Raw genomic sequence first — 24,449 nt, 5'->3', positions numbered from 1 at the left:
CCGCGAGGGTGAACGCGATCTCCTGCGCGGGCGTGGCACCGGCTTCGGCCATGTGGTAGCCGGAGATCGAGATCATGTTCCAGCGCGGGAGTTCGGCCTTGCAGTACTTGAAGATGTCCGCGATCAGCCGCAGGGACGGTTTGGGCGGGAAGATGTACGTGCCGCGGGCGATGTACTCCTTGAGCACGTCGTTCTGGATCGTCCCGGTCAGCTGGTCGGCCGCGGCACCCTGCTCCTCGGCGACGAGTTGGTAGAGCAGCAGGAGCAGGGCCGCCGGCGCGTTGATCGTCATCGACGTGGAGACCTTGTCCAGCGGGATCTGGTCGAACAGCACCCGCATGTCGTCGATGGAGTCGATGGCCACCCCCACCTTGCCGACCTCGCCCGACGCGATCGGGGCGTCCGAGTCGTGGCCCATCTGGGTGGGCAGGTCGAAGGCGACCGACAGGCCCGTCGTGCCGTGCTCGATCAGCTGGCGGTAGCGCGCGTTCGACTCCACGGCGGTGCCGAAGCCGGCGTACTGGCGCATCGTCCACGGGCGACCGGTGTACATGGTCGGGTACACGCCGCGGGTGAAGGGGTACGTGCCCGGTGCGCCGAGTTTCTCCGCCGCGTCCCAGTCCTTGAGGTCGTCCGGGCCGTACACCGGCTCGATGGGCAGTCCGGACTGCGACTCGCGCGCCATGATGGGGCCTCCCGCTGGAGCGGCCGGCCACCATCGGCCGGGCTCCTTCTAGGTGTTGAGCGTGATGGGTGAGGGGTCGGTGGGGGGTGGGGGTAGGTGGGTGAAGGTGAGGTTGACGGTGCGGGTGTGCTGGGGGCGGCTCGGGTGGGAGCGGGTCGTCGGGACGTCGCCCCGAAAAAGCGTCGTCGCGCCGCTCTAGCGACGGACTGTAGCGGCCGCTGCGCGGCCGGTGGAGGGCCACACGCTGGGACCTTGCTCACAGCATGCGCCTCGACGAGGTCTTCGTCACAGCGTGCGGCTGAACGGCGGACACCGCGGACGCCCCGCGCGCGCCGTGCGTGACAGGTGCCTCGCGTGCACCGCGCACAGCACGTACGGGGGAGTTCACGACGTGGCGCGCGGGGGAACCATCGGGGCAGCGTCGTCGAGAGCGGCACCGCCTTCGAGCCAAGGGGAACCCATGCGTCGCGCCATACCCACCCCGCCGGACGCGCCGGCCGCGCGCCGGCTGCCGCTCGCCGCCGCCCTGGCCGTCACGCTGGCCCTGCTGACCGCCCTCACCACGCTCACCGCGTGCCGCCCCATCCAGGTGGAGGGCAGGGTGGGCAGTTCCTCCGGCGCGCCGACACCGTCGGCCCGACCCACGGCCGGCGCACCGAGCACCCCGACGCCGACCCGGCGGCCGTCCCCCACCGCGCCGACCGTCCTCATGAGCACCGGCTCGCAGAGCGGCCAGGTCCGGGAACTCCAGGCCCGGCTGCGCAAGCTGGCGTACTTCGACCGCTCCCCCACCGGTTACTACGGCTCGATCACCGCGACCGCGGTCTCCGCCTTCCAGGGCGCCCACGGCCTGCCCCGCACCGGCCGCACGGACACCACCACCTGGCAGCGTCTGACGGCGCTGACCCCGGCGCCCGGCCACGACGAGCTGTACCCGCCGACGACCCTGCCGCTCAGCAAGCCGGATCCGCGCTGCATGACGGGTCGCGCCCTGTGCATCAGCAAGCAGAGCCGCAGCCTGGCCTGGATGGTGAACGGCAGCGTGGTGTCCGCGATGGACGTCCGCTTCGGCTCCGAGTACACCCCCACGCGCGAGGGCTCCTTCACGGTCTACTGGAAGTCCCGCCACCACGTCTCGACGATCTACCACACGCCGATGCCGTACGCGATGTTCTTCAGCGGCGGCCAGGCCGTCCACTACTCGTCCGACTTCGCCGCCCGCGGTTACGCCGGCGCCTCTCACGGCTGCGTCAACGTACGGGACGAGCAGAAGATCGCCAGCCTGTTCGCGCAGGTGCGCACCGGCGACAAGGTGATCATCTACTGAGTTCCCCGTAGCCCCGCAGCCCTCGCGGTCCCGGCATCCCGGTCGCTCATCCCTGCGCCGTCCGCACAGAACTTGTTGGTAAGCCCCTGTCATATTCCAAGATGCGCAAGTAAGTTTCCAACAGCCAGATCGAGAGGCACCGGCAGACGGGGGCGCACGATGAGCACGGACGACCGCGCGGTGGTGACGACCGGGATCGCGCGCCTGCACGCGGCGCCCGGGCTCGCGGGGCCCGGCCGGCTCGGCCTGGTGACCAACCACACCGGCGTGCTGCCCGATCTGCGCCCGGCCGCACCCGCGCTGCTGGCGGCCGGCCTGCCTCTGGTCGCGCTCTTCGGTCCCGAGCACGGGCTGCACGGAACGGGCCAGGCCGGCGAGAGCGAGACCGCCGAGGCGGATCCCGGTACCGGGCTGCCGGTGCACGACACCTACGGGTGCAGTGCCGCGGACCTCGACAAGGTGCTGCTCGGCAGCGGTGTCGACGCCCTGGTGTACGACCTCCAGGACATCGGGGCCCGGTTCTACACCTACGTGTGGACCATGTTCGACCTGATGGTCTCGGCGGCCCGTACGGGCATCCGGTTCGTGGTCGCCGATCGGCCCAATCCCCTGGGTGGGCTGGTGAGCGAGGGCCCGCTGCTCGACCCCGGATGGGCGAGCTTCGTCGGACGCGCCGCGATACCCGTCCGGCACGGCCTCACCTGCGGTGAACTCGCCCGCCACCTCAACGCCTCGGCCGTGCCGCAGGCCGCTGGCAGGGCGGCCGACCTGACGGTGATCGAGGCGGTCGGCTGGCGGCGCGCCATGGCCGCGGACGCCACCGGCCTGCCCTGGATCGCCCCCTCGCCGAACATCCCGACACTCACCACGGCCGCCGTCTACCCCGGCACCTGCCTGTTCGAAGGGACGAACCTCTCGGAGGGGCGCGGCACCACGCAACCGTTCGAGATCATCGGTGCCCCGTACATCGACGCACGCCTCGCCCCCGCGCTCGCCGATCTCGCCCTGCCCGGGGTGCACTTCCGCGACCTGCGCTACGTGCCGACCTTCCACAAGCACGCCGGGCGGGCGCTGCGCGGGGTCCAGGTCCACATCACCGACCGGCAGGCGTTCGCCCCGGTGCGTACCGCCGTGGCGATGCTGGCCACGCTGAGCCGGCTGTACCCGGACGACTTCGCGTGGCGGACCGCGGACGGCGGTGTGGACGGGACCGGCCACCGTCACTTCATCGACCTGCTGTGGGGCTCCGACCGATTGCGGCGTGCCGTCGACGCGGGCGAGGACCCGCTACCGGGGTGCGATCCGCCGGCGCCGCCCGCCCGGTGGGCCGGCGCCGACGTGCTGCTCTACCCCTGAGCCCCTGAGCCGTTCTGCTCCACCCTCACGCCCCGCAGTTCCACCCTCACGCCCCGCAGTTCCGCCGCACCAAGAAAAAGGACCCCCGGCCGCAACCATCAATTGAGCAACCCCCACGAAACCCCAACCACCTACGCGAAAGCGGCGCCGGTTTAGGCGCAAAAAAGGAAACGGACCACCGTGACGTCTCACCAGCAGCCCACGGCCACCCTGTTGCGCATCCGCGCCGGCCGGGCCTCCCTGGCCCCCGCCGAGCGGCGGGTCGCCGACCACATCCTGGCCGATCCGGCCGGCGCCGTGGGGCAGACCATCTCCGAGCTGGCCGCGGCCTGCTGCACCTCGGAGACGACGGTGGTCAGGTTCAGCCGCGCCGTCGGGCACCGCGGCTTCCCGGAGCTGCGGATGGCGCTGGCCACCGGTCTCGCCCACGAGGCCGCACGGGAGCGGCACCGGCCGGTGCCCGGCACCGACATCGGCCCGGACGACACGCTGCGGGAGCTGGTCGACAAGATCGGTTACGCGGACGCCCGCGGGGTCGAGGACACCATCGAGAACCTCGACCTCGACCGGCTCGAACAGCTGGTCGGCGCGCTCACCACGGCCCGGCGGATCAACCTCTTCGGGGTGGGCGCCAGCGGCTTCACCGCCCGTGACCTGCAACGCAAGCTGTATCGGATCGGGCTGCCCGCGGCGGGCTTCGAGGACTGGCACGAGGCGCTGGCCGCGGCGGGACTGGTCGGCGAGGGTGACGTGTACATCGGCGTGTCCCACTCGGGGACGACCGCCGAGACCGTCCGGGTCCTCGCGCTGGCCCGGCGCCGTGGCGCCTTAACGGCCGCCGTGACCAATGTCGCGCCGAGCCCCGTCGCCGACGTCGCGGACGCCGTCCTCACCACGGTGGTGCGCGAGTCGGGGCTGCGTTCCGGCGCGATGGCCAGCCGTATCGCCCAACTCGCCATCGTGGACTGCGTCCTGGTCGCCGTGGCGCAGCGCACCCCGGACCGGACCGAGGCCGCGCTGCGGGCGACGTTCGACGCCGTCCGGGATCTGCCGGTGGCTCCGCCCTCCTCAGAGCTGGAAGGACCTCCTCCTCGATGATCGACCCCACGACGAGCACCCGGGCCGGCATACGTGACTTCCGCGCCGGTGACGGCCCGCAGTTGGTCGAGGCGTGGCGCCGGAGTGCTCCGGCCGACCCGATCGCCCCGGACCGCTTCCGCTCCCTGGTGCTGCTGGACGCCAACTTCGACCCGCAGGGGCTGCGGGTCGCCGTCGACGGCGGTCGCGTCGTCGGCGCCGCCTACGCGGTGCGCCGCCTGATCCCGCTGACCGGCACCGATCTGGAGCCGGAGCAGGGCTGGATCCCGTTCTTCTTCGTCGACCCCGCCGCCCGCGGACGCGGCCTCGGCCGGCGGCTGCTGACCGAAGCCCTCGACTGGCTGGGCGCCCACGGCCGCACCCGGGTGGACTTCTCCTCGTACACCCCGAACTACGTCCTCCCCGGCCTGGACGCCGAGGCGTACCCGGCAGCGGCCGGGCTCCTCGAATCCCTGGGCTTTCGCACGCTGTACGAGGCGGCGGCGATGGACCGCAGCCTGGTCGGCTACCGCTTCCCCGAGGACGTCATGCGGCGCCTGGACGAACTCACGGTGCAGGGCTACCGGTTCGACACGCCGGCCGACGACGACCTGGTGGACCTGGTCGCGCTCGCCGGCCACCACTTCAACCCGGACTGGGCGCGCGCCATCCGCGAATGCCTGGCCGCCGGCACCCCGCTCGACCGGATCGTGGTCGTCCGGGACCCTTCCGGCCGCCTGGTCGGTTGGGCGATGCACGGCGCGTACGAGTCGGCGGACGAGCGGTTCGGTCCGTTCGGTGTGCTGGAGGAGATGCGCGGCACCGGGCTCGGGAAGGTCCTGCTCCACCTGGTCCTGGAGCGGATGCGGGCGCGCGGGGCGCACTCCGCGTGGTTCCTGTGGACGGGCGAGCGGTCCCCGGCCGGCCGGCTGTACCTCAAGACCGGCTTCACCACGACCCGGGTGTTCCGCGTGATGCGTCGGGAGGCCTCCCGATGACGGCGTCACAAACATCACGGACGTCACAAGCATCACAGGCGTCGCACCGCGGCAGAGGCCTCAGTCGCCGGCACTTCGCGCTCGCGCTTCCCTCGGCGCTGCTCGCGTCCGGATGTGCGGCACCACACCAGGGCACCGGGCGGCCCGGGGACCCGATCACCCTCACCCTGCTCTCGCACTACTCGAGCGGGGTGCTCAAGGAGGCCCTGAAAGGCCCGGTCGACGAGTGGAACGCCACCCATGACCGGGTCAAGGTGCAGACGAAGGCCATCAACTTCAACGATCTGCTGACCACCTTCATGGTCCGGCAGGCCGCCGGCCAGGGCGCCGACATCATCCACCCGTACTGCCTGTGGAACGGCCAGCTCGTCCAGGCCGACGTGCTGCGCCCCGCGCCGTCGGAGTACGCCGCGGAGATCAGGAGCGGGTACAGCAGGGCCGCGGTCGGCTCCGCGTCGGTGGCGGGCCGGGTCTACGGATACCCCACCGAGATGCAGACGTACGCCCTCTACTACAACAAGCGGCTGCTGCGCGCGGCCGGCATCGACCACCCGCCGCGCACCTGGCGTGAGCTGGAGGAGACGGCCTACCGCACCACCAAGCGCGACCGGTACGGCAACACCCTCGTCCAGGGGTTCGGCCTGTCGACCTTCGACGACTCCACCACCGTCGGGCAGACCCTCGCCCTGCTCAACGCCGCCGGCGGAACGTTCGTCTCGGCCGACGGCAGGCACACCACCATCGACTCGCCCGCCGGCCGTGCCGTGTTCGACCTGGAACACCGCTTCGTCACCAAAGGGACGAGCGCCCCTGCCGTCAACGTCTTCCAGGCGTTCCCGTCCGGGCAGGTGGCCATGGTGATCAGCGCCGGCTGGTGGACCGGGAGCCTGAAGGCCGTGATGGGCAAGGACTATCGGGACGTCGGGGTCGCGCCGCTCCCCGTCCCCGAGGCCGGCGACGAGCGGGCCACGCTCTCCACCAGTTTCATGCTGGGCGTCAACGCGGCCAGCCGGTACCCGCACGAGGCCTGGGAGTTCCTGCGCTGGCTCAACACCGAGAAATCCGGCGTGAAGGGGGCCAAGAAGGGTGTCAAGGCGACCCGGATGAGTTCTCTCCAGGTCTCGGTCGGCTCCATGACCGGCCGTGCGGATGACATGCGCACGCTCCTGGGCAAGGGCAGCGACCCGAATCTGCACCCGTTCCTGGACGCGCTGGCGTACGCGGTGGCGGAACCGAACGTACCGGGCGCCCAGCAGGCCAAGTCGTTGCTGCGCAAGAACATCGAGGCGTTGTGGAGCGGTCAGCGGTCGGTCGACGACGCGCTGCGCACCACCCGCCGTCAGGTCGACCAGGAGGTGTCGCGCGCATGGTGAACGCCCTGTCCACGGCGGTGGCCGAGCGGGCCCGCAGCCCGCGGTCCGCCGGACGCGCCGTCGGCGGCCCGCGTCGCACCCGGCGCCGCCAGACCGTCGTCGCGTATCTCTTCCTGGCGCCGACACTGCTGTTCTTCGCGATCTTCCTGATCCTGCCGCTCGGCTTCGCGCTGCTGCTGTCGATGTCCCACTGGGCCGGCTTCGACCTCGGTGACATCGAGCCGGTCGGGCTGGACAACTTCACCGATCTCTTCGCGTCCGGTTCGACGTTCCTGACGCCGATCCTCACCAACACGCTGCTGTTCGCCCTGGGCACGGTGGCGCTCGCGCTCGCCGGGTCGGTGCTGGTCGCCACCTGCATCGACAACCTGCGGTTCCAGGGCGTGTGGCGCACCCTGTACTTCCTGCCGATCGTCACGACCGTCGTCGCCGTCGGCAACGTGTGGAAGTACATGTACCAGCCGGGTGGTCTGGTCAACGGGGTACTCAACGGCCTCGGGTTCGGCTCGGTCGCGTTCCTCCAGGACCCGGACACCGCGCTGCCCGCGGTCGTGGTCGTCCAGGCGTGGGCCTCGGTCGGCACGGCGATCCTCATCCTGACCGCCGGGCTGAAGAACATTCCCCCGTCGTACTACGAGGCCGCCGCGCTCGACGGTGCCGGGCCCGGCACCGTCTTCTGGAAGATCACCCTTCCGCTGCTGCGGCCGTCGCTGCTCTTCGTGACCATCACCCAGTTCATCACCGGGTTGCAGTCCTTCGCACTGATCATCGTGATGACCCAGGGTGGTCCGGGCGACGCGACCAACGTGGCCGCGCTGGAGATGTACCAGCAGGCCTTCTCCTACGGCAACTGGGGCACGGCGAGCGCCGCCGCCTTCGTGCTGTTCGCGGTGATCATGGTGGTCACCCTGGTGCAGTTGTGGATCTTCCGGCGCAAGGGGGAGGACGCATGATCCGTCGCCGTTTCCCGTGGTTCTCGTATCTGGTGGTCGTGGTCGGCGCCGTGCTCACGGTGGTGCCGTTCCTCGACATGCTGATGACGTCCTTCAAGGGCCCCGGCGAGGCGGGCACGCTGCCGTACCGGTTCCTGCCCAAGGCGTTCGACCTGTCCAACTACCGGGCGGCGATCGACCAGCTCGATCTGCCGATGCTCTTCCGCAACAGCGTCGTCGCCACCGCCGTGATCACCGGCTCGGTGCTGCTCACGTCGTCGCTCGCCGGCTACGCGCTCGCCAAGCTCCGCTTCCCCGGCCGGAATTTCATCTTCCGGTTGGTGTTGTCGACGATGATGTTCCCGCCGTTCCTCTTCTTCATCCCGCACTTCCTGATCCTGGTGCACTGGCCGCTGGCGGGCGGCAACGACCTGCTGGGGCGCGGCGGCGCCGGCCTGACCGTCAGCATCGCGGCGCTGGCCATGCCGTTCCTCGTGAACGGCTTCGGGATCTTCCTGATGCGCCAGTTCATGGTCTCGATCCCGGACGAGGTCCTGGAGGCCGCGCGTATCGACGGGGCGGGTGAGTTCGCCGTGTGGTGGCGGATCGTGGTGCCGCAGACCAGGCCGGTCGTGGTCACCCTGGGGCTGCTGACCTTCGTGAACGCCTGGAACGAGTACATCTGGGCGCTGCTCATCTCGACCGCGAACCCGGACGTGATGACGCTGCCCGTGGGCATCCAGCTCCTCCAGAGCTATGTCGACCCGACCCGTACGATGCCCATCGTCATGGCCGGCCTGGTCCTGAGCATCCTGCCGGTCCTGATCCTCTTCCTGCTGCTCCAGAAGTACTACATACGCGGCGTCATGCTCAGCGGCCTCAAGTAAGGAGCGAAGCAGCCATGACCGGTACGAGAACGAAGACGGTCCTTGCCATCGGCGGCCACATCGGCGACATGGACCTCACCGCGGGCCCCCTGCTGGCCGAGCACGTCCTCCAGGGGCACCGCGGCGTGCTCCTCGCCCTGACCCCCGGCGAGCGCGGCCATCCGCGGCTGTCCCCGGAGGAGTACAAGCTCCAGAAGATCGCCGAGGGCGCGGAGTTCGCGAAGGACATCGGCGCGGAGTTCCGTTGCTTCGACGATCTCTCCGACGGGTTCCTGGGCACCGGTGACGACGTCGCGCTGCGTATCGCCGACGTGATACGCGAGGTCCGCCCCGATGTGGTCATCGCCCACTGGCGCCACAGCATCCACAGCGACCATGCGCACGCGGCGCAGCTCACCGAGCGCGCCCGCTTCCTGGCCGGGCTGCCCTTGGAACGCGAACGGCCACGGCATGGCGTGCCGACGGTGCTGCACGCGGAGAACTGGGAGGACATGGAGGGCTTCACCCCCGACCGTTACGCCCCCGTCTGCACGGAAGCGTTCGACCGCTGGCACGCGGCGATCTCCAAACAGGCCTTCGCTCGCGGCGAGACGTACGGCTTCCGTTACATCGACTACTACACGGCGCTCCTGACCATGCGGGGGTGCCTGTCCGGCAGGGAGCGTGCGAGTGCGCTGTCTTCGGGCAACGGGGCCAAGACGGTCGGCCCTCTGTGGTGACGTGCCGGGGGCTTCGCCCCCGGACCCCCCTGTCGGCCTGAACGGCCTCGTCCTCAAACGCCGGACGGGCTGAGGAGAGAGCCGGGCCCACCAAGAAAACCACCCCCGGCCGCAACCATCAATTGAGCAACCACGACGGCGACCAGCCGGCTACGCGAAAGCGGCGCCGGTTCAGGCGCAAAGGGCGGCGCCGGTCTAGGCGCAAAAGGGCGCGGCGGGCGGGACCGGGGGAACGTGTCCCGCCCGCCGCGATGCACTGAGCCGTGGGTACGGGGGGAACCCCGGCTCGTGCTACGGCCGATGACCAGTCGGCTCATTTCTTACTGCGTCAGTGTCTCGGAAAACGTCACACCTGCATCGGCCTCGGGTGTTACCGGGGGTTCGGTCGTGGTGTCCGTGGTGCTCGGGACGGAGGAGACGCTGCTGCCGGAGGCGTTGGATCCGCTGCCTTCGGTGCCCTCGTCGTCGTCCTCGGTGCCGTTGCGGCCGTCGCCTTGGCCGTTGCCGTCTCCGTTGGCATCGCCCTGGCCGTGCTCGCCGTCATCGCCGCCGCCGTTGTTTTCGCTGGTGGCGGTGTTGTCGTCGGTGGTTCCGTGGGTTGCGTCGGGGGTGTTCTGGCCGCTGGAGTCCTTGGCGCTGTCATCGCGCAGGACACCGGCGCAGAAGCTCTCGACCTGTCCGGAGCCGTGTGCGGCGTCTTCGAGTTCCCGCTCGGTCGCCGGGTCGAGGTCCTTGCCGCCGCGGTAGTCCTGGCACGCGCTTGTCATACGCGCCCACCACTTTTCGGACGAACTACTGCCGTCGTGTTGACGGCTGTCCGGGGGTGCGCTGCGGTCGGATCCGTTGGCCTCGTCGTCCTGGTCGGGCGTACCGGAGGGGTGGTGGGTGCCGGTGGTGTCGCCGGAGACGCCGGGCGAGGGGGAGAGCCGCGGATGGTCGGGGGTGCCGGCCGGGACCGAAACGGTGGGGCTGGGGCGGTGGTGGCCGAACGGCGACGGCAGGATGCCCGCGGTGGCCGCCGCGACGGTCACCCCGCCCAGCATGCAGCTGGCGAGCACGGCGACCAGGCCGAACCTCACGGGCCTACGGGGAGCGTGATCAGCGCGCGTAGCGCCGGTGTGTCCGGAGCCGTCGGAGCTCCCGCCGTCGCCGGGTCCGCCGAGCCGTACGGCGGCGATCTCCATCGCCGCGCCCGGCACGCTCGTGGTGGCGGCCGCGGCGCGCGCGCCGTCGTACCCGCTGCGTGCCCTCGACCGGGCGCCGCGCAGGTTGCGTATGGACGGCTCGTCGCCCACCCATCCGCCGTCCCGGGCCTGCCGGAACGCGGTCAGCGCGGCGGCTTCGCCGGGCAGCTCCCCTTGCGCCGGCCCCAGGCCGTCGGAGCGTGCACCGGTCACCGCCGACCCGACCCCCACGGACCAGACCTCCGCGGGGCCGACCTCCGCGCTACGGCCGAAGGCGTTCGTGGCACGACCAGGGGCGCCCAGCGCGCGCAGCGCCTTCAGCGCCTGGGCGAGGTGGGCGGCCTCGTCGGCGACGCCGGCGTCGAACGCCGCGGGGCCGAGGTCCAGGTCTTCGAGAGGGGCGCCATCCAGAAGCCGCTCCGCGGTGGCACGGTCCAGCCACCGGCCGGGACTCCGGGGGACTTCCCCTGACTCCCCCGGAAAGGCACAGCTCTCGTCGGCCATCACATGTCCTTCTGCGTCCGCGGACACGATTGCGTCACACCCGCGGAGGTCACGGTACGCGCATGTGTCCGTCGGCGCAGAACTGTGTTGAATTCGCCCTGGTCACCCTGGGGTTCATCGTCCGACAACCCGTCCAGGGAGCTGCCGTGCAACAGACCGTCCGGCGAATCGGCCTCCGGCTCGATCAGCTCGGCGAGTCTCTTCAACCCGCGATGTGCCGCGGTACGCACCGCCCCGGGCCGTTTGCCCAGCGTCTGGGCGGCCGTCTTCGCATCGAGACCGACGACGACACGCAGCACCACCGCCTCCGCCTGGTCCTGCGGGAGCTGTGCGATCAACGCCAGCGTCCGGCTGGTGGCCAGGGCCTCCATGGCCTCGCTCGCGGTGTCCGCGGCCGACGGCTTGCCGGTCAGCTCCGACTCGTCGCCACCCACCGCCGGGCGACGGCCCCGCATCCGGATGTGGTCCAACGCCCGGTTGCGGGCGATCCGCGCCGTCCAACCGCGGAACCGGTCGGCGTCCCCGCTGAACCGCCCGAGGTCGCGCGCTATCTGCAACCACGCCTCCGACGCCACGTCCTCGGCGTCGTACTCGCCGACCAAGGTACGGACGTACCCGAACAACCGCGGGTGCACAGCGCGATACACGGTCCGGAACGCGTGCTCGTCCCCGTCCTGTGCCGCGCTCACCGCGGCGGTCAACTCCGCGTCATCCCCCAGCACTACAGGGCCCCTTTTTGCGCCTGAACCGGCGCCGCTCTCGCGGGCCTGGTTGCTCGCCGTCTCGGTTGCTCGTTCGTTTGCGCCTAAACCGGCGCCGCTCTCGCGTACCTGGTTGCTCGCCGTCCCGGTTGCTCGTTCGTTTGCGCCTAAACCGGCGCCGCTCTCGCGTACCTGGTTGCTCGCCGTCCCGGTTGCTCAATTGATGGTTGCGGTCGGTGGTCGCTTCTCTTGGTCGACGTGCGTCCTTGGTGGGTGTGGTGGGGACGTACGTCCGGGTGTGTTCGATGGCTGCTCAGGCTCTGTTCGATGGCGTGTGGGGGGTGTGGTCGGGTTGCTTGGCGACCTTCGCCTGGTGGGGGCGGTGGGGGTCACCTCGCTGTGGTCTGGCTGTGGGCGCCGGCCGGAGTGGCGGGAAACCGGTCGGCGTGTGTCGAGAACTGGACGCTACGGCCTCGTTCCGTCCACGTCCATGTTTGTACAACGTGCAACTAGTACCTGTCAGGGTGGGGTGTGACACAAACCGGCTCCACGGCGCTGAGGAAAGTACGGGCCGCCGCGCGGCCCGTGCCGTGCGGCGGTCGGGGCCTCTCCTGTGGGGGGTGGCGGCCCCGGCCGTTGCCACCGGCGGGCCCCACGCGATCAGGGGTCGGCGTGCGGGCCCGCCGAGCAGGCGGCTCACTGGACCGGCGGGCGGACCCGACCGGAGTCCACCGAGATCGACGGCGCCGCCCCGGGAAAGTCCGCCGGCACTCCACTGCACGGCTCCACCTCCCCGAGGACGAGACCGGCCAGATATCCGGTGAGATCGCGGTCCACCTCCTTCCAGTCGTTGCAGGCGCCGCACACCACGACGGTCCACGCCTCGGGACCTTCGGGATGGGTGCGCCAGTAGAAGGTGTCCCCGTCGATCGACCCGCCCCACGGCAGCAGACCGCGCGGCCGCGGGTAGGGGACGTGGCCTTCGGTGTCCCCGGTCATCCAGGCGTCCTCCAGTTCCAGGAGGTGTTCGCGCATGCCGTCGACGTACCACGGCTCCATGGCGGGGCGCGGCATGCGCACCCCCAGCCAGTTGTCGATCACCAGGCCCTGGTAGCGGTGCACCAGGTCCATGTAGTCCTGGGGCAGCCGGGTGCCGAGCGAGCGGCTGATGAGGTCCCAGTCGATGTCGTAGGCGACGGACGGGTCGCGCGGGCTCACGCCCTTGGTACAGGGGACCGGCCCCGGATCGTGCAGCGTCCTGTCGGGGGCGTGGGTGACCGCGGCGACCGTGCCCAGTTCGGTTAACGCAGGCAGCGCCCGTTCCAGCATCTCCAAAGACATGAGAATCCCGCCCTCCCCTGTGGCCCTGCACAAAAGTGAGTCCCGGGTCTCCTGGTGCGGCCCCACCCGGTTCTCTGGCTGGTCCAGCGGATACCGCCCGGGAAGTGTCACGCTCGCCGGCCGCAGCGCCCGGTCGAGGGCCCTTTGCCGCCCCGCCGGACGGGGTGTCCGCAGAGCGGCCGCCGGGCGGGGCAGGCCGCGCGGGCTCAGCGCGCACGGGCCCGGCGGGACACCGCCGCACGCAGGATGCGGCGGCCGTCCGTCGACAGTTCGAGGGCCTGCCGCAGCGCCCCGGAGCCGTGCTCGGCGAGCAGTTCCAGGATCTCGGTCTGGCGCCGCAGCTCGCCCTGGACCAGCGGGGACACCCCGTCGAGGCGGCCCGAACGGCGGGCGGCCACGGCGTCGGGGGTCTCGCCGGTGGCGTCGAGCAGGTTGTGCACGTGCAGTGCGGCCAGCGAGCAGACGTCGGCCCACCGGTGCAGTGCGCGGCGCTCGGCGGAGCCCGCCGGGGCGGACAGACCGGGCGGCAGGGTGTCGGGGGCGTAGGCGAGCATGCGCAGCGCGAAGGCGCGTGCCTCGTCCTCCGGGTCCTGCTTGCCGGGTGTCGCGACCCGCGTGCCGGCGTCCTTCAGCGCGGTTCGGGCGGCAGCCAGCCGGTCGGACCAGCCGGTGCCGTCCGTGAGGCTGGACCACAGGGGCCGTAGCGCCTCGTCAGCACCACCGAGCACGGGCAGACAACGATCAAGACAAGCCACTCCCGTTGCCGCCAACGCTCGCTCATCGGCTATCGCGATGAGATCGACCAGGCCCATGACGCCTCCCTTTGCGGAATTGTGCACGTCAGGATTGTGCGGGGCGGCGCGCAAAAACGTAACTTCCCGGACGGAATGCATGGCCGAAAACACATCTGGAGGACGGTGTTCCGAAGGGGGCATGTTCCGAACGGACGCGCTCCGAACGGGGCGCCGTCGGCCGTCAGATGCCGTGGCGGGGGGCGCGTCAGTCGCCCAGGCGCCGGGCCAGCGCGCCGAACTCGGACCAGGAGAGCGGCGGGCGGCCCGGCGTCCACAGCTTCTGGGACACCGCGCGGAGCGGCATGAAGACGCCCGCGGCCACCTGGTCCTCGGTCTGCGCGGAGGGGATGTCGCCCCACACCGCGAACGTGCCGCCCTGGATCTGCCGGTCGTAGCGGCTCGACACGGGCTTGGTGCCGCGCAGCACCAGCGGCGTCCACTCGTCGTAGATGCGCCGGCCGGTGGGGTAGCGGAACCTGTTCGGCTGGCCGAGGACGTAGTAGAGGTACGAGTCGTTGTAGTTGGTGAACCTGCGGCCCTCGCGCAGCAGGTCCGTCGGTGGGCGCTTCTCCGGTTCGATGCCCGTCCAGTACGCGACCTCGAGTGCGCGGTCGGCGTGCACCCGGCCGCCGGTGAAGAAGCCGTCGTTCCAGGCCTTCAGCGTGCGGTGGTACGGGCGCATGGTGGCCGCCCGGCCGTTCAGCCAGCCGGTGGCCAGGTCCTGGATGCGGCCCTTGCTGCCGTACTTGCGGCGGGCCGCCGCGGCCAGCTGCGGATAGGTCGCCTCGGGGTCGCGGGACATCAGCGCGACGTACTCGTCGCCGCCCAGGTGCCAGTACCGGCCGGGGAAGAGCCCGGCGTACTCCTTGAGCAGATCGTCGACGATGCGCGCGGCGGCCGGGTTCGAGATGTCGACGGCGCCCTGGGCCACCCGGCCGTCGCCGGTGCGCAGCTGGAGGTCCGGGTGGGCGCGGATCACCATGCCGAGGTGGCCGGGCGAGTCGAGTTCGGGGACGACCGCGATATGCCGGGAGGCGGCCAGGGCGATGATCCGGCGCACCTGCGCCTTGCTCAGGTGGTCCTTCGACACCACCTCGGGGTGGGTGTCCGAGGCGATCCGGAAGCCCTGGTCGTCGGAGAAGTGCAGGCCGAGCTGGTTGAACTTCAGATCGCCCAGCTCGCGGATGCGGTCCTCGATCCAGCCCTCGCTGTACGGCTTGCGGGCGATGTCGACCATGAACCCGCGCTGCGGCTTCGCCGGGGCGTCCCGCACCACGCCCTCGGGCGCCGTGCCGCCCCCGTGCACCTCCTGCTTGAGGGTGCGGGTGCCGTAGAAGACGCCGGCGTCGGCCGACCCGGTGATCCGCACCCGGCCGCCCTGCACGGCGAGGGTGTACGCCTCGCCGCCGCCCCGTACGTGGGAGTCGAGGGCGAGTTCCACGTCCCCGGCGCGTGCGCCGGTCCGTCCGGCGTAGCGCAGCCCCAGCTCCCCGGCGAGCAGCCGGCCCTCGTCGACGAGCCGGTCGTCGCCGACCACCACGCGTTCGTCGCCGGCGGGCCGCCAACCGGGGCCGTGGGCGGGCGTGAAGTGCCGTACGGAGGGGATGGTGCGGGGCGGCTTCGACAGCGGGTACGAGCGGGTCGGCGTCGGTGCGGGCGCTGCGGAGTCGCCCCCGTCCTGGGTGGCGAGGCCGAGGGAGATGCCGGCGGCCACGACCACCAGGGCGGCCGTCGTGGCGACGGTCGCGGTGCGGCGGTTCAAGGGTGCGCTCCCTTCCCAGGAGGGGTGCTGACGGCCCGAGGTCCGGGGCGCCGGTCACGAGCCGGCGGCCGGCCCGCGCCCCGGGTCGCCGACGGGGCGCGCCGCCCCGACCCTAGACGCAGCCGCCCGCTCGCCGTCCACCCCACACCGTCCGGGCCTTCGTACCGCTCGCCGAACGGGTGAATTCGATACGCCCGTCGTACCGTCGTATGACCGCCGCCGCGCCGGCCGCCGGGCCCAACGCCCCCGGTCACGCAGGATGTGGAGGCCGTCACGCGGAAGGGCGGGGTGCGGCACACGCCATTATTCAGCCAGCTAGATTCGGCCAAGATCATCGTTACGATGGCGGGGGCCGGCGGAACCGCACCCGGCCGGGCCCCGTCCGGCACCGTCACGCCGGCGCGGGCCCCACTCCCCCGCTACCGGAGGTTCCTCCGTGCCGGCTGGAACGCTGTACCGCGGCCGGGAAGGCATGTGGTCCTGGGTGGCTCACCGGGTCACCGGCGTCCTCATCTATTTCTTCCTGTTCGTGCACGTCCTCGACACCTCGCTGGTGCGTGTGTCGCCGGGGGACTACGACCGGGTCGTCGACACCTACAAGACCCCGGCCGTGGCGGTGCTGGAGTACTTCCTGGTCGGCGCCGTCCTCTTCCACGCGTTGAACGGCCTGCGCGTCGCCGCCATCGACTTCTGGTCCAAGGGGGCGCGCCACCAGAAGCAGATGCTCTGGGGAGCCGCCGGTGTCTGGGTGCTCCTGATGGCCGCCGCGGTCTACCCCCTGCTCGGCCATGCCGCCCGCGAAGTGTTCGGGAGCTGATCCCCATGTCGACCGAGACCTCCACCCATCCGTCCGGACCCCCGGGCCCCCGCGGCACGCCGGGCGGCTCCGGCGTCGGCCCCGTCGAGGGCGCCCCCGTCTACAGCCCGGACCACCCCGCGCCGGTGATCGAGCCGCCGCGGCAGCGCACCGCGGGCACGCCCCGGCCGACCCGGGGCAACTTCGAGATGTACGCCTGGCTGTTCATGCGGCTCTCCGGGATCGTGCTGGTCCTGCTGGTCCTCGGCCATCTGCTGATCCAGCTGGTGCTGAACGGCGGGGTGGCGAAGATCGGCTTCGCGTTCGTCGCCGGGCGCTGGGCCTCGCCCGTGTGGACGGTGTGGGACCTGCTGATGCTGTGGCTGGCGATGCTGCACGGCGTCGGCGGCCTGCGCACCATCATCAACGACTACGCGGAACGCGCGGCCACCCGGCTGTGGCTCAAGGCCCTGCTCTACACCGCCACCGTCTTCACCGTCCTGCTGGGCACGCTGGTGATCTTCACCTTCGATCCGGACATCACCTAGGGCCCGCCGCCCAAGGCCGATGGCGCACCGCAGACAGCAGACCCCGGACAGCAGACCCCGGACAGCAGGCCCCGGACAGCAAGGGCAGGCAACGCCATGAAGCTCCAGATGCACACCTACGACACCGTCATCGTCGGCGCGGGCGGTGCCGGGATGCGGGCCGCGATCGAGGCCACCCGCCGCAGCCGCACCGCCGTCCTGACCAAGCTCTACCCGACCCGCTCGCACACCGGGGCCGCCCAGGGCGGGATGGCCGCCGCGCTCGCCAACGTGGAGGACGACACCTGGGAGTGGCACACCTTCGACACCGTCAAGGGCGGGGACTACCTGGTCGACCAGGACGCCGCCGAGATCCTCGCGAAGGAGGCCATCGACTCCGTCCTCGAGCTGGAGAAGATGGGCCTGCCCTTCAACCGCACCCCTGAGGGCACCATCGACCAGCGCCGGTTCGGCGGGCACAGCCGCAACCACGGCGAGGCCCCGGTGCGCCGCTCCTGCTACGCGGCCGACCGCACCGGCCACATGATCCTCCAGACGCTCTACCAGAACTGCGTGAAGGAGGGCGTGGAGTTCTTCAACGAGTTCTACGTCCTGGACCAGCTGCTGACCAGGGACGACGGCGCCGGCGGTACCGGGGTGCGGCGGTCGGCGGGCGTGGTCGCGTACGAGCTGGCCACCGGCGACATCCACGTCTTCCGTGCGAAGGCGGTGGTCTACGCGTCCGGCGGCTGCGGCCGGTTCTTCAAGGTGACGTCCAACGCCCACACCCTCACCGGCGACGGGCAGGCCGCGGTGTTCCGGCGCGGGCTGCCGCTGGAGGACATGGAGTTCTTCCAGTTCCACCCGACGGGCATCTGGCGGATGGGGATCCTGCTGACCGAGGGCGCCCGCGGCGAGGGCGGCATCCTGCGCAACAAGGGCGGCGAACGCTTCATGGAGCGCTACGCCCCCGTCATGAAGGACCTCGCCTCGCGTGACGTGGTCTCCCGCGCCATCTACACGGAGATCCGCGAGGGCCGTGGCTGCGGTCCCGAGGGCGACCACGTCTACCTGGACCTCACCCATCTGCCGGCCGAGCAGCTGGACGCCAAGCTGCCGGACATCAGCGAGTTCGCCCGCACCTACCTGGGCATCGAGCCCTACACGGACCCGATCCCGATCCAGCCGACCGCCCACTACGCGATGGGCGGCATCCCCACGAACGTGCACGGCGAGGTGCTCGCCGACAACACGGAAGTGGTGCCCGGCCTGTACGCGGCCGGCGAGGTGGCCTGCGTGTCGGTGCACGGCGCCAACCGGCTCGGCACCAACTCCCTGCTGGACATCAACGTCTTCGGCCGGCGCGCCGGGCTCGCCGCCGCCGAGTACGCGGCCGGCGCCGCCCTTCCCGAGCTGCCGGAGGACCCGGCGGCCGTGGTGGTGGAGCTGGTGGAGCGGCTGCGGGAGGGCTCGGGGCCCGAGCGGGTGTCCGTGCTGCGCCGGGAACTCCAGGAGACCATGGACGCCGACGTGATGGTCTTCCGCACCGAGCAGACCCTGACGGCGGCCGTGCGGAAGATCGACGAACTGCGCCGCCGCTACCGGCTGATCTCCGTGCAGGACAAGGGCAGGCGGTTCAACACGGACCTGCTGGAGGCCGTCGAGCTGGGCAACCTGCTCGACCTGGCCGATGTGATGGCCCGCTCGGCGCTGGCCCGTGAGGAGTCACGCGGCGGCCACTACCGCGAGGACTTCCCGAACCGCGACGACGACCGTTTCATGCGCCACACCATGGCCTACCGCGAGGTGGGCGCCGACGGCACCGAGTCCGTACGGCTCGACTACAAGCCCGTCGTGCAGACCCGCTACCAGCCGATGGAGCGTACGTACTGATGGCCACGCTTGCGGCCTATGGCCGCATATAGCCCGGCCTGAGCTTTTGTGGCCTTCGGCCACATAGACCGATCCGAAAGGGTTGTTCTGTCGTATCCGGACCACCAGCCCGGTGGGGGGTTGCGCGCGCAGTTCCCCGCGCCCCTTTTGGGGTGCCCTCGACCTTGATCACGGAAGGCACGTCACGATGTCCACGGTCGCCCCCGCCCCTGCCCCCACTTCCGACCTGCTCGCCGTCACCTTCCGGATCCGCCGCTTCAACCCCGAGGTCTCCGCGGCGGTGGCCTGGCATGACTTCCGGGTGGAGATCGATCCGAAGGAGCGGGTGCTGGACGCCCTCCACAAGATCAAGTGGGAGGTGGACGGCACCCTGACCTTCCGCCGCTCCTGCGCCCACGGCATCTGCGGCTCGGACGCGGTCCGCATCAACGGCCGCAACCGGCTGGCCTGCAAGACGCTGGTCAAGGACCTCGACGCGACGCGCCCCGTCACGGTGGAGCCCATCAAGGGGCTGACGGTGCTCAAGGACCTCGTGGTCGACATGGAACCGTTCTTCCAGTCGTACCGCGACATGCTGCCGTTCCTGATCACCACCGGCAACGAACCCACCCGCGAGCGGCTCCAGTCGCCCGCCGACCGGGCCCGCTTCGACGACACCACCAAGTGCATCCTGTGCGCGGCCTGCACCGGGTCCTGCCCGGTCTTCTGGAACGACGGGCAGTACTTCGGCCCGGCCGCCATCGTCAACGCCCACCGCTTCATCTTCGACTCGCGCGACGAGGCCGGCGAGCGGCGCCTGGACATCCTCAACGACCGGGAGGGCGTCTGGCGCTGCCGCACCGTCTTCAACTGCACCGACTCCTGCCCGCGCGGCATCCAGGTCACCCAGGCGATCCAGGAGGTGAAGCGGGCGGTCATCACACGGCGGCTGTGAGGAGCCAGGTCAGGGGAGTGCCGCTCACCCCGGCGCCCCCGTCCCCGCCGCCCTGGGTGTCACCAGCACCACCCCCGATCCGGGTCCCAGGCCCCGCGACGCGCCACCGCGCAGCCGGAAGCATGGGTGGCGCAGGACGAGAGCCCGGACGAGCACCCGGGCCCAGGACCCCAGGGGGACACCATGGACGAGACCACCGCCCGGCGCGTGACCGGCATCGCCGCACTGGCCACCGCGGCCACCCTGATCATCGAGGTGCCGCTGTACTTCGTCTACTCGGGCCCGCCGCCGGACTGGAACGTGCTGAGCCGGCTGCTGATCGGGATCACCGCCCTGACCTGCCTGATCGTGCTGGTGACGGCCTTTCGCGAGCTGGTGCGGCGGGTGAACCCGGAGCACGAGTGGGCCGGCACGCTGGCCTGCGCCGCCGGCCTTGTCTACGCGACGGTCACCCTGGTCTCCCACGGTCTCGAGGCGGGCGCGGTGATCGCCACCGACCACTCCATCGACCCGACCATCACGGTCGACGGCACCTACATCCTCTACGGCTCGATCGGCCGGCTGCTCCTCGCCCTCTTCCTGACCTCCGTGGGCTTCGCGATCTCCCGTACCCGGCTCCTGCCCCGCTGGACGCACCGCTCGGCGTACGTCCTGGCCGCCGTCAACCTGGCCTTCGTGCCGTCGCTGTTCTTCGGCAACGACCCGGCGCACTTCTACGCGGCGAACGGCTGGGGCACGACGGCCTCGATGGGCGCCCTGCTCAGCTACTGGCTGCTGGCCCTGGGCGTCGCCGCGTACCGCAGCGCGAACCGTCTCACGGCGCCTGCTCCGCGAGGTGCTGGGCGGCGAGGCGCACCGGTGCGTTGACCGCGCCGTAGCCGCGGTAGCCCGGATCGCGCTGCACCAGTTCGAAGAAGAGCTGGCCGATGGTGTGGGTGTAGCAGTGCCGGAAGGCGCCCTGGTCGTCCTCGTCGTAGAGGATGCCGAGGTCACGGTAGGCGTCCAGGACGTCGCCCGGCAGTTCCACCCGGGCCGCCAGGTCGTCGTGGTAGTTCGCCGGAACGGGCAGCAGATGGCCGCCGGCCGCGCGGAAGGCGCGGGCGGCGGCCACGATGTCGTCGGTGGCCAGGGCGATGTGCTGGGCGCGGGGTCGCTCGTCGGACGGCGCCGGGCCGATGCTCAGCGCGATGCGGACGGCGCCGGAGGCATCGGCGACGGCCCGGCTGCGCAGCAGGCCGTGCGGATCGGCCACCTCCACGCTCTCCTGCGGGCGCAGGCCGAGGACGCTGCGGTAGAAGAGGGCCGCCTCGTCGAACTGGTGCCAGGGCTGGCTGAGCGCCAGGTGGTCGATGCCGCCGAGGCCGCCCGACGCAGCTGCCGGGGTGCCGGTGGGCTCGAAGTCGTCCCGCCAGTCCGGCAGGCCGGGCCTGCCGGTGGCGCAGAAGAAGAGCTGGGTGCCGTCGGGGGCGGCGACCGCGTCCAGCGGGGTGTCGTCGGGGTGCCGGCGGCGCGGCAGTACGGGTGCCAGGAGGGCTTCGGCGCGCCGGGCGGCGCCGGCCGGATCGGGCGATTCCAGGCCGATGGCGGCCAGTCGGGTGCCCTCGCGCCGGCTGGCCGGGCCGGTGTTGAGGAGGATGCGGACACCGCCGTTCTCCCACCGGGAGACCGGCTTGGTGCGGTGGGCGCCGGTGCGGGTGAACCCGAGCGCGGCGAGCTGGCCGGCGGGCAGCTCCGGGTCGGGAGTGGTCAGCTCCGCGAAGGCTACGCCCGTGGGCGGCACGGGAGCCGGCAGCACGGTGGCGTCGACGGCCTCCTAGAGGGCGAGCAGGGAGCGGTGCGCGTCGATCGCGGTGGGGCCGGGATCGGCCTGGCGGAAGACGTCGTTGAAGATCTCCAGGGACAGCGGGCCCCGGTAGCCGGCGGCCAGCACATGGCTCAGCAGCGCCGGCAGGTCGAAGCCGCCCTGGCCGGGGAAGCACCGGTAGTGGCGGCTCCACTGGAGGACGTCCATGGCCATGATCGGGGCGTCCGCGAGCTGGAGGAAGAAGATCTTCTCGCCGGGGATCGCCTCGATGCCCTTGGGGTCACCGCCGCGGGCCAGGATGTGGAAGCTGTCGAGGCAGACGCCGAGCGACGGGTGGTCGGCGGCCTCGACGATGCGCCAGGCGTGGTCGTAGGTGCTGACGTGGCGGCCCCAGGCCAGCGCCTCGTAGGCGACCTTGACGCCGTGGTCGGCGGCGAGGTCGGCCAGCCGGTGCAGCTGCTCGGCGGCCAGCGCGTCGTCGTCGACGGCGGAACGGGCCAGCGTGGAGCAGACCAGGACCGTGTCCGCGCCCAGCCGCTGCATGGTCCGGAACTTGTGGCGGGCCCGGCGCAGGTTGCGCGCGAACTCCTCGGCGGGCACCGCCTCGATGTCCCGCATCGGCTGGTAGAGGTCGATGCTCAGGTCCAGGTCGGCGCAGCGGGCGCGGATGTCCTCGGGGGTGAGCGGGCTGGCCAGCAGGTCGTTCTCGAAGATCTCCACGCCGTCGAAGCCGGCCCGGGATGCGGCGGTGAGCTTCTCGGTCAACGAGCCGCTCAGGCTGACGGTGGCGATGGCGGTGCGCACGGAACGCTCCTTCTCGAGGTGGCCGGGTGATCAGCTGGAGCCGTGCGGGACGGCGGTGAGGTCGGCGAGGTCGGCGAGCATCCGGTCCCGGTCCGGCTCGAGACCGGTGAACAGGCGGAAGGCGTCGGCCGCCTGATGCACGGCCATGCCGCCGCCGTGCAGGGTGCGGCAGCCACGGGCGCGTGCGGCGCGCAGCAGCTCCGTCTCCAGCGGGCGGTAGACGATGTCGGCGACCCACAGGCCGGGGTGCAGCAGGTCGGCGGGGAGCGGCATGCCGGGGTGGGCGGCCATGCCGGTGGGGGTGGCGTGCACCAGGCCGTCGGCGCCGGCGAGTTCCGCACCGAGGGTGCGGGCGGTGCCGGCGCGGGCGCGGTCGGCGCCGAAGTGCCCGTTCACCGCGGTGACCAGGGCGTTCGCCCGGTCCGTGACATTGTCCACGACGACGAGGTCCTGCACGCCGAGCCCCAGCAGGGCATGGGCGACGGCGGCGCCCGCGCCTCCCGCGCCGAGCTGGACCACCCGGTCGAGCGGGGCGTCCAGGCCGCTGGCGACGGCGGCCGCGAACCCGGTGACGTCGGTGTTGTGCCCGACGGTGCGGCCGTCCGGGGTGAACACGACGGTGTTGACCGCCCCGAGCCGGGCGGCCGGCGCGGACAGCTCGTCGAGGTGCGCCGCGACGTGCTGCTTGCAGGGATGGGTGACGTTCAGCCCGTCGAAGCCGCTCTCCCGGGCGGCGTGCACGAGCCGGCCCGCCTGCTCGGGAGCGACCTCGAGCCGGTCGATGTCCAGCAGCCGGTACCGGTAGCGCACGCCGTGCCGGGCGCCCTCGCGTTCGTGCAGCGCGGGGCTGAGGGACGGGGCGATCCTGGAGCCGATCAGCCCGACGAGGTACTGCACTTCCCCGGGGGATGAGCCCCGGGCCCCCAGCCGGACAAGCAGGTCGGCGGGAGAGCCAGCGCGGACATCACCCGGCGAACCCGAGTAGTCGTCCCGGGGGCCCTGGGGTCCCTGGGGGGCTTGGGTCGCGGGGTCCTGGGTCACTGCTGCTCCAGCGGTAATGTACGAACTGGTTCGTTATCTATCCCAGCACATCTCGGGGGATGAGGGAACCCCATGACCGCACGCCTAGGATGCCGCCGGAGGCCGGGCTCGCCCGGCGAGGGCGAAGCCGCAGGGGAACCGCATGACAACCGCCGAAAACCGGAGCCGAACGCGGGACGCGACCCGTACCCGCACCGAGATCCTCGACGTCGCCACCTCCGAGTTCGCCCGCGCGGGATACACCGGTGCCCGGGTCGACGAGATCGCCGCCCGCACCCGCACCACCAAGCGGATGATCTACTACTACTTCGGCAGCAAGGAGCAGCTGTTCACCGCCGTCCTGGAGCGCGCCTACGCGGTCATCCGAGGCGCCGAGCAGGACCTGGACGTCGAGCACCTGGACCCGGCCGCCGCGATCCGCCGGCTGGCCGAACTCACCTTCGACCACCACGAGGCGCATCCGGACTTCATCCGGCTGGTCAGCATCGAGAACATCCACGACGCCGAGCACATCACCGCCTCCGAGAAGCTCAGCCGGCTCAACTGGCCCGCCATCGACGTCATCGCCCGGATCCTGGCGAGGGGTCGCGAGAGCGGCCTGTTCACCGCGGACGTGGACGCCGTCAACCTGCACGCGATGATCAGTTCGTTCTGCTTCTTCCGGGTCGCGAACCGGCACACCTTCGCCGCACTGTTCGGTCGTGACCTGCTGGACCCGGACGAGCGCGAGCGCTACCGCACCATGCTCGGGGACATGGTCATCGGCTATCTGACCGGCGGACGCCCGCTTCCGTAGGTCGCCGCGCCCCTGCACACCCGCCTGCACGGCTCTTGACACCTGCGGACCGTCGGACGCAGCATCCGTCCCACCGCGTTATTAACTATCTAGTGGGTTATTCATGGTCTCCGCCGCCGGACCTCCCGCCCGTCCGACTTCCCGGCCTCCGCCGGCTTCCCGCCCTCCCGACTTCGCCCACTCCCCCCGGCTCCTCGATGCACCGCCTGGTCCC

The 24,449-nt window shown here is 71.4% G+C and carries 21 protein-coding genes and 1 pseudogene; 14 read left to right on the top strand and 8 right to left on the bottom strand.

Annotated features, from left to right (window positions below; translation table 11 throughout):
- Positions 1-685, bottom strand: a 685-nt coding sequence (locus tag NQO67_RS40955) for a methylmalonyl-CoA mutase family protein (protein ID WP_255955664.1), incomplete at its 3' end; no start/stop codon positions are given.
- A gap of 460 nt (positions 686-1,145) precedes the next feature.
- Here NQO67_RS40955 and NQO67_RS40950 point away from each other — a divergent pair.
- The 8 genes from NQO67_RS40950 (at position 1,146) to NQO67_RS40915 (ending at position 9,354) form a co-directional block, all read left to right on the top strand.
- Positions 1,146-2,012: a L,D-transpeptidase family protein gene (locus NQO67_RS40950; RefSeq protein ID WP_255955663.1), complete on the top strand. Its 867-nt coding sequence runs from the start codon at positions 1,146-1,148 to the stop codon at positions 2,010-2,012.
- Positions 2,013-2,171: 159 nt separating this feature from the next.
- Positions 2,172-3,368 (top strand): exo-beta-N-acetylmuramidase NamZ family protein, encoded by a 1,197-nt coding sequence (locus tag NQO67_RS40945; RefSeq protein ID WP_255955662.1) that lies wholly within the window; start codon positions 2,172-2,174, stop codon positions 3,366-3,368.
- A 180-nt stretch (positions 3,369-3,548) separates the two neighbouring features.
- Entirely contained in the window at positions 3,549-4,466 is a 918-nt protein-coding gene (locus NQO67_RS40940; RefSeq protein WP_255955661.1) for a MurR/RpiR family transcriptional regulator, read from the top strand.
- Entirely contained in the window at positions 4,463-5,443 is a 981-nt protein-coding gene (locus tag NQO67_RS40935) for a GNAT family N-acetyltransferase (protein ID WP_255955660.1), read from the top strand. The genes NQO67_RS40940 and NQO67_RS40935 overlap by 4 nt, the downstream gene beginning before the upstream one ends.
- Positions 5,440-6,816: an ABC transporter substrate-binding protein gene (locus NQO67_RS40930; RefSeq protein ID WP_255955659.1), complete on the top strand. Its 1,377-nt coding sequence runs from the start codon at positions 5,440-5,442 to the stop codon at positions 6,814-6,816. The genes NQO67_RS40935 and NQO67_RS40930 overlap by 4 nt, the downstream gene beginning before the upstream one ends.
- Positions 6,810-7,769, top strand: a complete 960-nt coding sequence (locus NQO67_RS40925; protein ID WP_255955658.1) for a carbohydrate ABC transporter permease — start codon at positions 6,810-6,812, stop codon at positions 7,767-7,769. The genes NQO67_RS40930 and NQO67_RS40925 overlap by 7 nt, the downstream gene beginning before the upstream one ends.
- On the top strand, positions 7,766-8,635 hold the full coding sequence (locus NQO67_RS40920) for a carbohydrate ABC transporter permease (RefSeq protein ID WP_255955657.1): 870 nt from the start codon (positions 7,766-7,768) through the stop codon (positions 8,633-8,635). Before NQO67_RS40925 ends, NQO67_RS40920 begins: the two co-directional genes overlap by 4 nt.
- Positions 8,636-8,649: 14 nt before the next feature.
- Positions 8,650-9,354 carry a PIG-L deacetylase family protein gene (locus NQO67_RS40915; RefSeq protein WP_255955656.1) on the top strand — a complete coding sequence of 235 codons (705 nt, stop codon included), beginning with the start codon at positions 8,650-8,652 and terminating at the stop codon, positions 9,352-9,354.
- 320 nt (positions 9,355-9,674) lie between these two features.
- Here the strand turns inward: NQO67_RS40915 and NQO67_RS40910 are convergent, their stop codons facing one another.
- From NQO67_RS40910 to NQO67_RS40890, 5 genes are all read right to left on the bottom strand, one after another.
- Positions 9,675-11,042 carry a hypothetical protein gene (locus NQO67_RS40910; RefSeq protein WP_255955655.1) on the bottom strand — a complete coding sequence of 456 codons (1,368 nt, stop codon included), beginning with the start codon at positions 11,040-11,042 and terminating at the stop codon, positions 9,675-9,677.
- Positions 11,042-11,764 (bottom strand): RNA polymerase sigma factor, encoded by a 723-nt coding sequence (locus tag NQO67_RS40905; RefSeq protein WP_255955654.1) that lies wholly within the window; start codon positions 11,762-11,764, stop codon positions 11,042-11,044. Before NQO67_RS40905 ends, NQO67_RS40910 begins: the two co-directional genes overlap by 1 nt.
- Before the next feature lie 675 nt (positions 11,765-12,439).
- A complete protein-coding gene (locus NQO67_RS40900; protein ID WP_255955653.1) occupies positions 12,440-13,084 on the bottom strand; it encodes a hypothetical protein in 645 nt (214 codons plus the stop codon).
- Positions 13,085-13,290: 206 nt separating this feature from the next.
- A complete protein-coding gene (locus NQO67_RS40895; RefSeq protein ID WP_374119291.1) occupies positions 13,291-13,923 on the bottom strand; it encodes a hypothetical protein in 633 nt (210 codons plus the stop codon).
- Between the two features lie 160 nt (positions 13,924-14,083).
- Positions 14,084-15,640 (bottom strand): beta-N-acetylhexosaminidase, encoded by a 1,557-nt coding sequence (locus NQO67_RS40890; RefSeq protein ID WP_255955652.1) that lies wholly within the window; start codon positions 15,638-15,640, stop codon positions 14,084-14,086.
- Between the two features lie 436 nt (positions 15,641-16,076).
- On the opposite strand from NQO67_RS40890, the gene sdhC reads away from it, so the two are divergent.
- The 5 genes from sdhC (at position 16,077) to NQO67_RS40865 (ending at position 20,657) form a co-directional block, all read left to right on the top strand.
- Entirely contained in the window at positions 16,077-16,457 is a 381-nt protein-coding gene (gene sdhC / locus NQO67_RS40885; RefSeq protein WP_255955651.1) for a succinate dehydrogenase, cytochrome b556 subunit, read from the top strand.
- Positions 16,458-16,462: 5 nt separating this feature from the next.
- Complete coding sequence (locus NQO67_RS40880) at positions 16,463-16,984, top strand: succinate dehydrogenase hydrophobic membrane anchor subunit (protein ID WP_255955650.1); 522 nt, start codon at positions 16,463-16,465, stop codon at positions 16,982-16,984.
- A gap of 96 nt (positions 16,985-17,080) precedes the next feature.
- The gene (gene sdhA, locus NQO67_RS40875) at positions 17,081-18,856 is read left to right on the top strand and encodes a succinate dehydrogenase flavoprotein subunit (RefSeq protein ID WP_255955649.1); all 1,776 of its coding nucleotides are present in this window, start codon (positions 17,081-17,083) and stop codon (positions 18,854-18,856) included.
- A gap of 187 nt (positions 18,857-19,043) precedes the next feature.
- A complete protein-coding gene (locus NQO67_RS40870) occupies positions 19,044-19,790 on the top strand; it encodes a succinate dehydrogenase iron-sulfur subunit (RefSeq protein WP_255955648.1) in 747 nt (248 codons plus the stop codon).
- Between the two features lie 183 nt (positions 19,791-19,973).
- The gene (locus tag NQO67_RS40865; RefSeq protein WP_255955647.1) at positions 19,974-20,657 is read left to right on the top strand and encodes a hypothetical protein; all 684 of its coding nucleotides are present in this window, start codon (positions 19,974-19,976) and stop codon (positions 20,655-20,657) included.
- Here the strand turns inward: NQO67_RS40865 and NQO67_RS40860 are convergent.
- Both NQO67_RS40860 and NQO67_RS40855 read right to left on the bottom strand, forming a co-directional pair.
- Positions 20,605-22,398 (bottom strand): annotated as a pseudogene (locus tag NQO67_RS40860) (bifunctional sugar phosphate isomerase/epimerase/4-hydroxyphenylpyruvate dioxygenase family protein). The gene NQO67_RS40865 and the pseudogene NQO67_RS40860 sit on opposite strands and share 53 nt — an antisense overlap.
- A 30-nt stretch (positions 22,399-22,428) precedes the next feature.
- Positions 22,429-23,295, bottom strand: coding sequence for a shikimate dehydrogenase (locus NQO67_RS40855; protein ID WP_255955645.1), 867 nt, complete (start codon positions 23,293-23,295; stop codon positions 22,429-22,431).
- 286 nt (positions 23,296-23,581) lie between these two features.
- On the opposite strand from NQO67_RS40855, the gene NQO67_RS40850 reads away from it, so the two are divergent.
- The gene (locus NQO67_RS40850) at positions 23,582-24,235 is read left to right on the top strand and encodes a TetR/AcrR family transcriptional regulator (protein ID WP_255955644.1); all 654 of its coding nucleotides are present in this window, start codon (positions 23,582-23,584) and stop codon (positions 24,233-24,235) included.
- Positions 24,236-24,449: the final 214 nt, after the last annotated feature.

The organism is Streptomyces odontomachi (assembly GCF_024435355.1).
In the GTDB taxonomy this organism is placed as follows: Bacteria; Actinomycetota; Actinomycetes; order Streptomycetales; family Streptomycetaceae; genus Streptomyces; species Streptomyces odontomachi.
The sequence above is the reverse complement of the archived record's forward strand: the minus strand, read 5'-3'. Positions and strand labels throughout refer to the sequence as shown.

Bases quoted from the DNA above. Each gene is read 5' to 3' on its own strand.
- NQO67_RS40945 (WP_255955662.1), top strand. From the start codon at position 2,172: ATGAGCACGGACGACCGCGCGGTGGTGACGACCGGGATCGCGCGCCTG.
- NQO67_RS40880 (WP_255955650.1), top strand. From the start codon at position 16,463: ATGTCGACCGAGACCTCCACCCATCCGTCCGGACCCCCGGGCCCCCGC.
- NQO67_RS40900 (WP_255955653.1), bottom strand. From the start codon at position 13,084: ATGTCTTTGGAGATGCTGGAACGGGCGCTGCCTGCGTTAACCGAACTG.
- NQO67_RS40915 (WP_255955656.1), top strand. From the start codon at position 8,650: ATGACCGGTACGAGAACGAAGACGGTCCTTGCCATCGGCGGCCACATC.
- NQO67_RS40930 (WP_255955659.1), top strand. From the start codon at position 5,440: ATGACGGCGTCACAAACATCACGGACGTCACAAGCATCACAGGCGTCG.
- NQO67_RS40935 (WP_255955660.1), top strand. From the start codon at position 4,463: ATGATCGACCCCACGACGAGCACCCGGGCCGGCATACGTGACTTCCGC.
- NQO67_RS40870 (WP_255955648.1), top strand. From the start codon at position 19,044: ATGTCCACGGTCGCCCCCGCCCCTGCCCCCACTTCCGACCTGCTCGCC.
- NQO67_RS40850 (WP_255955644.1), top strand. From the start codon at position 23,582: ATGACAACCGCCGAAAACCGGAGCCGAACGCGGGACGCGACCCGTACC.
- NQO67_RS40865 (WP_255955647.1), top strand. From the start codon at position 19,974: ATGGACGAGACCACCGCCCGGCGCGTGACCGGCATCGCCGCACTGGCC.
- NQO67_RS40950 (WP_255955663.1), top strand. From the start codon at position 1,146: ATGCGTCGCGCCATACCCACCCCGCCGGACGCGCCGGCCGCGCGCCGG.
- NQO67_RS40920 (WP_255955657.1), top strand. From the start codon at position 7,766: ATGATCCGTCGCCGTTTCCCGTGGTTCTCGTATCTGGTGGTCGTGGTC.
- NQO67_RS40910 (WP_255955655.1), bottom strand. From the start codon at position 11,042: ATGGCCGACGAGAGCTGTGCCTTTCCGGGGGAGTCAGGGGAAGTCCCC.
- sdhA (WP_255955649.1), top strand. From the start codon at position 17,081: ATGAAGCTCCAGATGCACACCTACGACACCGTCATCGTCGGCGCGGGC.
- NQO67_RS40925 (WP_255955658.1), top strand. From the start codon at position 6,810: ATGGTGAACGCCCTGTCCACGGCGGTGGCCGAGCGGGCCCGCAGCCCG.